The sequence below is a fragment of the Pseudoroseomonas ludipueritiae genome (assembly GCF_014490445.1).
GTDB lineage: Bacteria > Pseudomonadota > Alphaproteobacteria > Acetobacterales > Acetobacteraceae > Pseudoroseomonas > Pseudoroseomonas ludipueritiae.
The window spans coordinates 1-12,121 of record NZ_JACTUZ010000137.1 but is presented as its reverse complement, the minus strand read 5'-3'; the positions used below and the strand labels follow the sequence as shown (position 1 = coordinate 12,121).

The 12,121-nt window shown below is 69.0% G+C and carries 10 protein-coding genes and 1 pseudogene; 5 read left to right on the top strand and 6 right to left on the bottom strand.

Annotated features, from left to right (window positions below):
- Both IBL25_RS20535 and IBL25_RS20530 read right to left on the bottom strand, forming a co-directional pair.
- Positions 1-198: hypothetical protein (locus IBL25_RS20535; protein WP_187780375.1), on the bottom strand; the 198-nt coding region annotated here is incomplete at its 3' end.
- Positions 199-449: 251 nt separating this feature from the next.
- Positions 450-680, bottom strand: a complete 231-nt coding sequence (locus IBL25_RS20530) for a hypothetical protein (protein ID WP_187780374.1) — start codon at positions 678-680, stop codon at positions 450-452.
- 244 nt (positions 681-924) lie between these two features.
- On the opposite strand from IBL25_RS20530, the gene IBL25_RS20525 reads away from it, so the two are divergent.
- From IBL25_RS20525 to IBL25_RS20515, 3 genes are read left to right on the top strand one after another with little or no spacing between them, the layout of a single operon-like run.
- Complete coding sequence (locus IBL25_RS20525) at positions 925-1,695, top strand: N-acyl amino acid synthase FeeM domain-containing protein (RefSeq protein WP_187780373.1); 771 nt, start codon at positions 925-927, stop codon at positions 1,693-1,695.
- A gap of 20 nt (positions 1,696-1,715) precedes the next feature.
- Positions 1,716-2,273: a methyltransferase family protein gene (locus tag IBL25_RS20520; protein ID WP_187780372.1), complete on the top strand. Its 558-nt coding sequence runs from the start codon at positions 1,716-1,718 to the stop codon at positions 2,271-2,273.
- Positions 2,270-4,579 (top strand): putative bifunctional diguanylate cyclase/phosphodiesterase, encoded by a 2,310-nt coding sequence (locus IBL25_RS20515; RefSeq protein ID WP_187780371.1) that lies wholly within the window; start codon positions 2,270-2,272, stop codon positions 4,577-4,579. The genes IBL25_RS20520 and IBL25_RS20515 overlap by 4 nt, the downstream gene beginning before the upstream one ends.
- 18 nt (positions 4,580-4,597) lie before the next feature.
- Here the strand turns inward: IBL25_RS20515 and IBL25_RS20510 are convergent, their stop codons facing one another.
- Both IBL25_RS20510 and IBL25_RS27640 read right to left on the bottom strand, forming a co-directional pair.
- Positions 4,598-5,299 (bottom strand): OmpW/AlkL family protein, encoded by a 702-nt coding sequence (locus IBL25_RS20510; protein WP_187780370.1) that lies wholly within the window; start codon positions 5,297-5,299, stop codon positions 4,598-4,600.
- A 164-nt stretch (positions 5,300-5,463) separates the two neighbouring features.
- Positions 5,464-7,176 (bottom strand): sensor histidine kinase, encoded by a 1,713-nt coding sequence (locus tag IBL25_RS27640; protein ID WP_187780369.1) that lies wholly within the window; start codon positions 7,174-7,176, stop codon positions 5,464-5,466.
- A 464-nt stretch (positions 7,177-7,640) separates the two neighbouring features.
- On the opposite strand from IBL25_RS27640, the gene IBL25_RS20500 reads away from it, so the two are divergent.
- A complete protein-coding gene (locus IBL25_RS20500; RefSeq protein ID WP_187780368.1) occupies positions 7,641-8,012 on the top strand; it encodes an HPF/RaiA family ribosome-associated protein in 372 nt (123 codons plus the stop codon).
- A gap of 66 nt (positions 8,013-8,078) precedes the next feature.
- Here IBL25_RS20500 and IBL25_RS20495 read toward each other — a convergent pair whose 3' ends face one another.
- Together IBL25_RS20495 and IBL25_RS20490 are read right to left on the bottom strand one after the other, a co-directional pair.
- Positions 8,079-10,526 carry a zinc-dependent metalloprotease gene (locus IBL25_RS20495; protein ID WP_187780367.1) on the bottom strand — a complete coding sequence of 816 codons (2,448 nt, stop codon included), beginning with the start codon at positions 10,524-10,526 and terminating at the stop codon, positions 8,079-8,081.
- Between the two features lie 55 nt (positions 10,527-10,581).
- Positions 10,582-11,562: a Bug family tripartite tricarboxylate transporter substrate binding protein gene (locus IBL25_RS20490; protein WP_187780366.1), complete on the bottom strand. Its 981-nt coding sequence runs from the start codon at positions 11,560-11,562 to the stop codon at positions 10,582-10,584.
- 172 nt (positions 11,563-11,734) lie between these two features.
- Here IBL25_RS20490 and IBL25_RS27355 point away from each other — a divergent pair.
- Positions 11,735-12,121 (top strand): annotated as a pseudogene (locus tag IBL25_RS27355) (phosphoribosyltransferase); the annotation flags it as partial.

Genomic DNA, 12,121 nt, shown 5'->3' with positions numbered 1-12,121 from the left:
GATGCGCTGGCCGGCATGCAGCAGGCGCTGCAAGGCCACGGCGTCGCGCGCCCGCAGCACCGGGCGCGCGGGCGCGCCTTCCGGCGGCTGCCGCCGGATGGCGGCGGTGCTCAACAGCGCGGCGCAGGCGTGACAGATATCCAGCGGAGCGGCAAAGGCGCCGCCGCAACTGGCGCAGATGGAAACCATGAGAGCCACGAGCCTCTCCTTCCAGGCAACGCGAGCGCACCGGCAGGTTCCACGGAACCACCGCTGGCGCTTCGTTTCAGCTGAGAAGAATCCCCCCGGGCTGCGCCGAATGAACGGGCGTGCCGAGCCCGGGGCTAAAGGCCCGCGAGCAGAGTTCCCGCGTGACGCGGATAACGGATGATGACCGCGGAATGCCTCATGGTGCCCTGAGGATAGGGTCCGCCTTACCGGGAATCAATGTTTTAAAGGCAGGGGGCGCTTCAGGCCGAGCCCAGGCTCTGGAAAGCGGCCTCCAGCTTGAGCTGCGCCTCGTCCATCTCGACGAATCCGCCATCCACCACGCCGTTGCGCCAGCCGTGCCAATAGGCTCGCGAGACCTGCTTCATGTCGCAGGGCAGGCCCTGGATGCCGTCCATGTAGCCGCAGAGAACATCGCCCTCATCGAGGGAATGGAAATCCGCCAATGTTTCAACGGGCTGGAAGATCTGCACGGCTGATGTCTGTTCTTCTGCGGTGACTCTTGAAACAGCGGCCTGCGCCGGCAGGCCGTCCCGGTATCACGGGCTGTGACGCGGCGGCAGCCGCTTGTTGCACAAACTCCGCATTTTCGCACCACCTAGCAGGACGGTTCCGTCAGCACCCTCCGTTGCGACCATAGTAAATACCGTGAACCACGCCCGGAAAATGGGTGGATTTTCGCCCGGCCTGCGGCGTGGAGCACTTCGCAGGAGATTCATGGTGCAGACTCTTCCCTCCACTACCCCCTTCATGCACGCTGTCGCAGCGGCCGAGCAGACGCGGATGGGCGTCAAGCCGGCGCTGACGGGGCAATTGGCTGGCCGGACCGCCAGCTACTCTGCTCGACTTGCCGTGACGGACGACGTGAAGCGAGATGCTTACAAGCTTCGCTACCGCTGCTACCTCAATGCAGGGCATATACAACCGAATAGCTCTGAGCTGTTCAAGGACAAGTACGATGATCTGCCGAACGCTAGCACTATTGTCATCTACGACCACGAAACCCCGCTGGCTTCGGTGCGCACCTGCCTCCTCGCGCGGGGCAGTGACCTGACCTCCCCCGCCCTGGAAACCTACCGGGAAGAGGTGGAGGCCCTGCTGAACGCCGACCGGGACAGCCCCTTCGCGGGCCGCGGCATCGAGGTCACGCGGCTGGTGCGCAGCCCGGAGGCCGAGAACAACCAGGGCCTCGTTTTCCTGCTCTACCGCATGGCCGGCTACATCGCGCTCTGCGCCCACAGCCAGGTACACCTGGCCTGCGTGCGTACCAACCATGCGCCGTTCTACCGCCGGCTTGGCTACCAAGCGGCCTCGGAGCCGCGTATTTATCCAGGCCTGACTTGTCAGATGCAGCTCATGGCCAGCGACCGCCAGCGATACGACGCATTGCGCCAGAAGGTGCCGGTGATGGACCCGCTGGGCGGCACGACAGGCAGCCTGAATGGCTTTTTCACCGGGGAGCCCGTTGCGCTCTCCCTGGCCCGCTAACGAAGAACGCCGAGGTTTCGATGTTGCCTGTTCTTGTTATCGCGGCGGCGGCCGTGGCTCTTGGCTCCTTCTCCTGGGGCCTGCGGCGCCATTTCCGCGCGGAAGGCGGCATGCCGCCCGGCATGCGCGCGCTGACCTTCGCCAGCAGCGCCGCGACGGTGCTCTTCCTGTTCCTCATCCTCCGCCAGGACGGCGTCGGCCCGCGTGGGGGGATGCTGTCCATCGCCGCCTCCCTGGCCGCCACCGCGCTCTTCTGGTGGGCGGTGCGGACGACGCGGCACAGCCCGCCCCACCTGGCCCATACCGGCGACACGCCGCAGATGCTGCATGAAGCCGGCCCCTATGCCTTCGTGCGGCACCCCTTCTACCTGTCCTACTGCATCTTCTGGACCGGCACGGCGGTGGCCGCCGGCGGCCTGCAATGGCTGGCGGCGGCCGGGCTGATCGGGTGGTACTACGCCACGGCGCGGGCCGAGGAGGCGCGTTTCTCGCAATCCCCCATGGCCGTCTCCTATGCCGGCTACCAGAGCCGGACTGGCATGATCCTGCCACGCCTCACGCAGGTCTGGCGGCGTTGAGAGGCCGCCGCTCCTTTTCCGCCCTGGCCTCCCGGGCCAGGGCGGCCCTGCGTACCCTCTTCCCGCGAGAGGAGCCGTCCTCTGAGCAGGGGGCGGCGCTGCTGCGCGACCAGGCGGGGCTGCTCTTCTTCCTGTCGCTGCTGTTTCCCATCGCGGGCACGCTGAACTGCCTCTTCATCGCGGCGCATTTCCAGCCGCTGGAGCGCCCCTCGGTGGTGCTCAACGCCCTTCTGGTCGCCTTCTTCTACGGGGCGATCTTCCACGCCGCCCTGCGCTGGAAGAAGAATGCCGATGACCTCGGCTTCCTGCGGCGGGCGAAGTGGCTCTATGTCGGCCTCGGCCTCAGCTGGGGCAGCATGCTCAACATCTTCGGCTTCTACAGCGAGCCGGAGCAGATGGCGCTGATCCTCGCCCTGGCCTCCGGCGTCGTTTCCACGCCGATCATCAGCGTGCCGCTCTCCGTGGCCTTCGGCTTCTTCATCCCGAATGCCATCCTCTCGGTCATCGCCGTGACCTTCACCATGGCGCAGCCCGACCCGGTCGCGACCGTCGCCTTCATCTCCTTCACGCTCTACGCCGCCGTCGGCATCCTTTGCGTCAACTGGACCTTCAATGGCCGCGCGGAAGCCCGGGCGGCGCTGCAGCGGGAGATCACGACGGTGAAGGTCTTCCTGCGCGAATACCGGGAAGGCTCGCCCGACTGGCTCTGGGAGACGGACGCGGAAGGCTACCTCCGCTTCGCCCCCTCCAACCTCGCGGTCTCCATCGGCATGGCGGAGCAGCGCCTGCTGGCCAAGCGGCTGCCGGACCTGCTGGTTTCCCGCTCCGGCACCAAGGACCCGGACGACCGCCGCTTCCCGGACCTGGAGACCTGCTTCCGGCGGCAGCTCGCCTTCCGGGAGATGGTCACCACCCTGGCCGATGCCGAGCAGACACGCTGGTTCGCCCTCACCGGCCATCCCGTCTTCGATGCCCGTGGCAGGCTGACCGGCTTCCGCGGCATCGGCCGCGACATCACGGAACGCTACGAGGCCGACCAGAAGCTGGCCTTCATGGCCAATCACGATGGGCTGACGGGGCTGCTGAACCGCAAGGCCTTCGTCACGCTGGTGGAGCAGGCCTGCTTCGAGGGCCGCCCCTTCGCCATCGCCAGCATCGACCTGGACGATTTCAAGGGCAAGAACGACAGCTACGGCCACCATATCGGCGATGCCCTGCTGATCTGCGTGTCCGAGCGCATCCGGGCGGCGATCCGCCCCGGCGATGCCGCCGGCCGGCTGGGCGGCGACGAATTCGCCCTGCTGCTCTACGACATGGATATCGAGCAGGGGCATGCCCTGGCGCTGCGGCTGGCCAAGTCCCTGTCCGAGCCCGTCCGGATCAACGACCTGACCCTCATCCCCGGGGCCAGCCTGGGCGTCAGCGCTTCCGAGGGCTTCGAGAACGACGCGCCCCGCATGCTGATGCTGACGGACCTCGCGCTCTACAAGGCCAAGGAGCAGGGCAAGGGCACCGCCTGCCGCTTCGAGCCATCCATGGAGCTGGAATACCGCCGCCGGCTGCTGCGGGAGGTGGAGCTGGCCCAGGCGATCGACCAGGGCCAGATCACCGTGGCCTACCAGCCCATCGTCGATCTCGTCACCGGCCAGGTGGTCTGTGCCGAGGCCCTGGCCCGCTGGCGGCACCCGCTCCGCGGGGTGATCCCGCCCAACCTCTTCATCGAGACGGCGGAGCGCAGCGGGCTGATCGACCGCCTGGGCGAGCAGATCCTGCGCGTGGCCTGCCGGGAAGCGGCGGGCTGGGAGACGGCCATCCAGGTCAATGTCAACCTCTCCGCCATGCAGCTCAACAGCGGCCGGCTGCCCACTGTCGTCTCCGGCATCCTGGAGGAGACCGGGCTGGCCCCGGGGCGCCTGGCGCTGGAGATCACGGAGACCATGCTGCTGAACTTCTCCGAATCCGCGCTGCAGCAGCTCCAGTCCCTGCGTGCCCTGGGCATCAAGCTGGTGCTGGACGATTTCGGCACCGGCTATTCCTCGCTCAGCTACCTGCTGCGGATCGAGGTGGACGGCATCAAGATCGACCGCAGCTTCACGATGAAGCTGCCGGACAGGAAGGTCGCCGCCATCTACCGCACGATCACGCGGCTGGCGGCGGACCTGAACACCTATGTGGTGGCCGAAGGCATCGAGGATCACGCGCAGCTCGAATGGCTGCGGCAGAACGGCGTGCATTTCGGCCAGGGCTACCTGCTGGGCCGGCCGCAGGAGGCCGCGCCGGCCCTCCGGGCGGCCTATCTCACCTGACCCGGCCCCGCGCCGGGCTCAGAACCGGTAGGTCAGCCCGATGCTGAGGACCGTGGGATTGGGCGTGACGGAAACCTGCACCGGGTAAGGCGCCACCGGGTCCGGCACCGTGCCCTTGGCGCGGAACTTCAGCCACACCTTCCGCACATCCGTATAGAGCGCCAGGTTCCTGGTCAGCCCGAACTCGAAGCCGGCCTGCAGCACGGGGCCGATGGCGTCCTTCACCCGCAGGCCCGGGATGGAGCCGCCGCTGGTATTGAGGATGGCCGTGTAATCGATGCCGGCGCCGATATAGGGGTCGAAGCGGCCGAACTGCAGCGGGTGGTATTGCAGCCCGAGCATGGTGGAGCCGTAGGTCACCTTGCTGATGGTGCCGAAGCCCTCGAAGGCGCCCCGCCCCTCCAGGCTCACCGTGGGCGGCAGGCCGGTCAGCACGGACAGGCTCCAGGAGGGCGCGAAACGCCAGCCAGCCTCGATGATAGCGCTGGAATGCTGGCCGAACCCGACCTTGGCATTGTCGATGGGCGTCCCGAAGACAGAGGCGCGGCCGCTGGTCTCATACTGCACCAGCCCATAGCCCAGGCGCAGGAAGACATGTTCCCGGCCTTCCGCCTCGTCCGGCGCTTCCTGCGCCATGCCCCGGGAGGAAAGGCCGCAGATCGCCACGGCCAGCGCCAGGGCGCCGAGAAGCCCCTGGGCGCCCATACCTCGCAGTCTCATTTTTTATCCTGACAAACCTGTGATGCTGGTTGCGGCGCCCTTCTAGCCCATCCGGTTGGAGAAACGAGCAGTTTCCTCAACCAGGCAGGCAGGACCGCAAGCGAGGCGGAAAGCTGATTTGCCAAGGCCCTGCGGCAGATCCGGCCAGCACGCCGGGAGCGTCCTTACAAATCCTGATGCCCCGTGGCCGGGCCCTGGGCAGACGCTGGCGCCAGGGGGAGCCAGAGACGCACCGTGGTGCCGCGCCCGGCCTCGCTCTCGATCGCCAATGCGCCGCCGGATTGCTCGGCGAAGCCGCGGGCCAGGGTGAGGCCGAGGCCGGTGCCCTCGCCACGCGGCTTGGTGGTGAAGAAGGGCTCGCCGGCACGGGCGAGCACGGCGGGGTCCATGCCCATCCCGCTGTCCCGCACCGCGAGGCAGAGGCCCGGCGAATCCGGGCTGGCCGAGCCGGCCGGCATGGGGGAAGGCACCGCCGAGAGGATGATGGTCCCGCCGCCCCGGGGCTGCATGGCATCGCGGGCGTTGATCGCCAGGTTCACCAGCGTGGCCTCCAGCTGGCGGCGGTCGGTCAGCACCAGGGGCAGGTCGGGCGGTGCCTCCACCAGGGTGCGGATATTCTGGCCGAGCGTGTGGTGTAGCAGTTCCGCGATTCCGTCCAGCACGGCGCGGGGCTCCACCGGTTCGGTCTGCAACCCGTCGCTCCGCGCCAGCGAGAGCAGCCGGCGCGTGACGGAAGCCCCGCGCTGGGCGGCCGCCGTGATCATGCCGGCGTAGCGGCCGACGGCGGCGGGGTCGCCGGGCGTCTTCTCGATGAAATGCACGGCGGAGAGCACGGCCTGGAGGACATGGTTGAAGTCATGCGCCACGCCGCTGACGAGCCGGCCCAGGGCATCCATGCGCTGGGAGGATTCGAGGCCCGCCAGCGCCGCCTGCAGGCTTTCCTCGGCCCGGCGCCGCTCGATCCAGAAGAGCGCCAGCAGCACCAGGGTGAGGGAGAGCAGCAGAATGCCGCCCGCGGTGGCATTCACCGCCTTGCGGATGATCTCGAAGGAAGCGAGCTCGGCGCCCGCGTCGAGCCCGACGCCGACCGCGAGCGGCGTGCCCTCGACCTCGCGCCGGTAGATGAAGCGCTCCACGCCATCCAGCGTGCTGACCAGCTTGCCATGGACCATGTGGCGCGGGCCCTGGCCGGGCAGGACGAGCTGCTGCCCCACGGTGTTGTCGGGGTCGCGGCTGCGGGCGACGACGATGCCATCCCGCCGCAGGACGGTCAGGGCATCGCCGCGCGCGAAGGGCAGCATCCCCAGCCCCTCCGAAAAGGCGATGGGATCGAGCGAGACGACGGCCACTCCGGCGAAGCCGCCGGAGGGATCGCAGAGCGGGCGGGTGAACTGCACCGTGCGGCGTTGCGACTGGCGGCCGACAAGGGGGGCGCTGACGAACATCTCCCTGTGCCCGTTCCGGTGCACGGCGATATGCTCGCGGTCTGAAAGGTCCACGGGGGGCGCGGCGGCGGTGGTCCAGGTGGTCCAGCCATCCGCGCCCACGGTCGCGACCTGGAGGATGTTGAAGCGCTCCTTCCCGGCCAGCGCGACGATCTGCGCCTCGATGGCCGCGGCCCCCGCCCCATTGCCCACGGCCAGCATCGCCTGCCGCTGCTGCACCATGTCGTGGAACAGGTCGATGGCTTCCAGCGCGCGGAGCAGATACTGCTCCAGCGAGCGTGCCGCCGCCTCGGCCCGGGACAGAGCTTCCCTTTCCTGGTCCTGCCGCGCATGCGCGATATAGACCTGGCTCAAGGCCAGTGTGCCGCCGGCGATCGTCGCCCAGGTCAGGGCGAGGACAGCAATGGCCGTGCGGCGGCGAAGTCGAATCACAGGAACTCGTCCGGTCAAGTGCAGTGCGGTAGCTGTTATGCTCGCGCCTCAACATATTTGAGTGATTGCGGATAAGCAAACTGTGAGATACCTGCCCCGCCTGCGCATCGCCCGGGGCAATGGTCTCCACTGCGTGAAGGCATGGCCTCAAAGCCGGCGTTTCTTCATCGGGCGCGATGGCGCTCGGTTTGTGAAACCGCCTCTGGGCCTCGCCCTGCTCACAGGAGCATCCGTGTCTCGCCGCCGCCGATCGGTGCGGATTACCGGCATCGCGGCCCGGGTTTTTCGACGCTGCCTCAAGATGCGGTGTTTCCGGTGTTCAACCGAAGATCGTGTGCATCGGCCACAGCGCGGAGCAGGCTGTTTCCTTTCCTGGCACGTGGCCGCGCGACGGCGCCAGCCGCAACATGTTCGCCCCCAGGGCGTTGATCCATGGCCTCATGGATTCCTGGAGGAACAACACAGTGGCAGCTCCTGACGATATCGACACCGCCCGCGAGGGCCGCATCATCGTGTCGGGTCACCAGATCGATGTGGGGGATGCGCTTCGCACGCATGCCACCGAGCAGGCATCCCGCCTTTCCCAGAAATACTTCGATGGCGCGGAGGATATCACCATCACCTTCTCGCCCGGCGGCAAGGGCGCCGGCTTCGGCTGCAACGTAAGGGTGCATGCCGGTCGCGGATTGTTCTTCGACGGGCATGGCGAGCACGCCAGCAATGCCTATACCGCCTTCTCCACGGCGCTGGAGCGCGTGGACAAGCAGCTTCGGCGCCGCAAGCGCGCGATGCGGGAAGACAAGCCCGTCAATGCCATGAAGGAAGCGCTGCTCTAAGGCGCCGCGCCGGCCAGCAAGCCCCGGGAGCCGTGTCTCCCGGGGTCCGCCGGGCGCCGTGCCGGTTCAGATCGGCATGCCGGGCGGCGGCGGCAGCGTGCCGGGATGGCGGAAGGCCGCCGGCGCCAGCGCGAAGGCGTCGATGGAGGCGATGGCGGCGGCGCGATGCGCGCGCGTCATGGCATCCGCCGGCGCCGGCGCATCCGCCAGGGTGGCGCGCAGGCCCAGGGCCACTTCCCGCGCGATGGCCCGCACCAACGGCGAGGCTTCCTCGGCCGCCGCCAGCGCCAGCAGGTGCCGCAGCACCACATGCTCCACCCGCAGCTTCACCGCCTGGGCCAGCCCCTGCTCGGCGGGGGCATGCCAGGTGGCGTCCAGCGTTGCCTGCAGCACCTCGTGCAGGTCGGGCAGACGGGAATCGCGCTGGTGATGCTCGGCGATACGCGCGGCGCGGTGCGGGTGGAACAGGAAGCTCAGCGTATGGGTGGCCGCGCCCTCGGCCGCGCCGAGCGGGTCGAAGGTCAGGCCGGTATGGCCACGGAAGGTATCCCGGGTGCGCTCATATTCCGGCGGGCGCGGCGGCAGCAGCAGCAGCAGGTCTTCCCGCAGCGTCAGCACCTTGGGGGAAAGCGTCGCCAGCACCGCGCGCAGGGCCCGCCGCTGGTCCTCGCCCGGCACCAGCCTGGTGACAAGCTGGCCGTCGCCGCGCAGGGCATAGCGGAATTCCAGCCCTCCCAGCAGCTTCACCGCCGCCTCGGTCTGGTAGCGGTGCAGCATGAAGAGCGGCACCAGCACATCAGCCAGCAGCGCCAGCGGCCGGCCGGGCTTGATGGCGCGTTCCCCGAAGCGCGCCAGCGCGGCCTCGCGGATGGTCAGCAGGCGCAGCAGTTCATCGGGCGCATCGGCCCCGGTATCCCAGTGATGGCCCTTGGGATGCACGCCGCTTTCCGGAATGCCGTCCTGCTGCGCGAGCGTGTAGAGGCCTTCCTCGCGCTCCGCCTTCTCCAGGATGGCATCCAGCGCCGCCTGTTCCTCCGCCTCGCTCATGCCGGGCGGGAACTGGCTGTAGCCCCAGGTGATGGAAATCTCGTCCCAACGACCGATGCTCTCGCCATAGGCGCGCGAGAGGTCCACCCGCCCTTCCGCATCCAGCGTCAGCAGCGGCGCCGGATAGTCGCAGACCGACATGTCCTGGCCATGCGTGCTGGCGATGTGGTTGTGGTCGAGGCCCAGCGTATGCGCCACCTCATGCGCCGAAAGCTGGCGCAGGCGGGCGAGCATCAGCTTCTCGACCTCCGGGCAGGGCGTGCCGTCCTCGTAGGGGGAGAGCAGCGCCTCCGCGATCATGCGCAGGTGGCGGTCGCGCAACGCCGTCAGCGTCACCTCGCCCTTGATGATCTCGCCCGTGCGCGGGTCCCAGATCATGGTGCCGGTGGAAAAGCCGCGCGTGGCGCGGGGCACCCAGGTGATGGTGTTGTAGCGGATATCGAGCGGGTCGGCGTCCTCGGGCAGCAGCTCGACCCGGTAGGCATTGCGGAAGCCGGCGGCCTTGAAGGCCTTTTCCCACCAGCGCGCGCCTTCCAGCAGCGCGGTGCGCATCGGTTCCGGCGCGCCACGGTCCACGTAATAGACGATGGGCTTCACCGCCTCGCTGACCGCCGCCGTCGGGTCCTTCTTCTCCAGCCGGTGGCGGATGGCGTAGTGCACATCGCCCGGCTCCTCCAGCGAGACGCCGAAGTCATGGAAGACGGTGCTGTTGAAGAAGGAGGAGCGCGGGTCGAAGCGGCGCGGGCGGAAGCCCGGCTCCGGCAGTTGAATAAAACAATGCCGCAGCCGCAGCGTGATGCTGCGCGGGTCGGCGGCCAGGGCCATCAGCCCCTCGCGCAAGCCGTCGCCGTTCCAGAAAGGCCGCAGCTTGGCTGCGGGATTGACAAAGGTGAGGATGCTTTCCGCCTGGCTGTTCAGCGGAAAGGCGCGCAGCCCCTCGCCGGCGATGGCGCAGCGCGCGGGGTCCAGCGTGTAGCTGCCCTGGCCGAAGCTGCTGAGCTGCGCCGCGAGGCCGCGCACATCGCGCAGAAAGAAGGCGGTGCCATCCACCAGCAGCGCGCCGTCATCCTCCGACAGGATCTCGAAGGACCAGAGCACCGATTCCGGAAAGGCCTGCCGCACCGCGAGCTGCTGCGCCGGCTCGGCCGAGGAGGTCCGCCAGGCCATGTTGCGCGCCACCAGCAGCAGGCGGGTGCCGCGCCGCTCGAAGCGCGCGACCGTGGGGCGGCTGAGATTGCCGCGCTCCAGCCGGTGGTCCCCCAGCCCGTGGGAGAGGCGGTCGATATACAGGAAATCCTCGTCCAGCCGCCGGACCTCGATGAAGAGGCGGCCTGTGGCCTCATCCCACAGCAGCGGCAGGAAGCCTTCCAGCCGCCGCCCCCTTTCGCCGGGGCTGCCTTCGCGCAGGGTGAAGGCGGGGGAAGCAGCCCGGTCGGGCAGGTCCTGGGGGATGGGGCGGTGAGTCATGGCGCCCTAGAGTTTCCCCTCCCGGTCCCGCCGTCAACAGGCTGGGACCGGACGTTCAGTCCACCCGGATGCCGGCGCGCTGCACCAGGGCGCCGTAGCGCGCGGCCTCCCGCCGCACCAGCTCCGCCGCATCGGCGGCGCTGCCGCCGCCGGGGATGAAGCCGGCTTCCTCCAGCCGGCTCCGGTTGGCGGGCTCCCGCAGCGCCTTGTTCATGGCCTGCACCCAGCGTTCCGTCACCTGCGCCGGCAGGCCCGCCGGGCCGAGCAGCATGTACCAGACCGTGATCTCGAAGCCTGGAAAGCCGCTTTCCGCGACCGTCGGCACATCCGGCAGCGCCTTGACCCGCTCCGGCATGGTCACCGCCAGCGCGCGCGTGCTGCCGTTGCGCAGGTGCGGCAGATGCGTGGGCATGGTGTCGATGGCGAGGTCCAGCGTGCCGGCCATCAGGTCGTTCAGCACGGGGCCGGTGCCGCGATAGGGCACATGCGTCATCTGGATTCCCGCCGCCTGGCACAGCATCTCCGCCGCCAGGTGCTGCTGGGTGGCGATGCCGGAGGAGGCGTAGTTCAGCTTGCCGGGATTCTTCCGGGCGAATTCGATCAGCCCCTTGAGGTCCCGGTAGGGCGCATTGGCCGGCACCACCGCGACCAGCGGCACCGTGCCGGCGAGCACCAGCGGCGTGAAGTCCTTGTCCTGGTCATAGGGCGGGTTGCGCATCAGCGGCGCCACCACCGCCTGGGTCGAGACCGTGCCCATCAGCAGCGTATAGCCATCCGGCTTGGCGCGGGCGGTCGCCGCCGATGCCAGGGTGCCGCTGGCGCCGGCGCGGTTGTCCACCGCCACGGCCTGGCCGAGTTCCGCCTGCAGGGAGGGCGCCAGCAGGCGGGCAATGATGTCGGTGCCCCCGCCCGGCGCGAAGCCCACCAGGATGCTTACGCTGCGTGAGGGATAGTTATCCTCGGCGCGCAGGGCGCCCGGCATTCCGCCAGCGGCGCTTGCGGCGATGGCCGTGAGGACCGTGCGACGTTTGATCATGGAGTCTCCCCTGCCCGGCTTTCCCCGGTGCGGCTTCATTCCTGGACGGCAAAAGAATGCGGAGCTTTGGCACGCATGGCCAGCCTGTAAATTCCGCCGCACCGGCTTGAACGGCGTCCCGCCGGCCGCGACATTACAGCCTCGGAATGATAGCGGCGACGGAGGGCATGGCGTGAGGTTCCGGACCCGGGCGGAAGCCGGGCGCGCGCTGGCGCGGCGGCTCGGGCACCTGCGGGATGCGGCGCCGGTGGTGCTGGCCCTGCCGCGCGGCGGCGTGCCGGTGGGCCTGGAGGTGGCGGCGGCGCTGGCGGCACCGCTGGACCTGCTGCTGGTGCGCAAGATCGGCGCGCCGGGTTATCCCGAACTGGCCGCCGGCGCCGTGGCCGAGCAGGATTCCGCTGTGTTCATCAACGAGGATGTGGTGCGGGAGCTGGATATCCCGCGCGCCTATCTGGAAGCGGAGGCGGCGCGGCAGCGCGCCGAGATCGGGCGGCGGCGCGGGCTCTACCGCCAGGGCCGCGCGCCCCTGCCGCTCGCGGGCCGCAGCGCGATCCTGGTC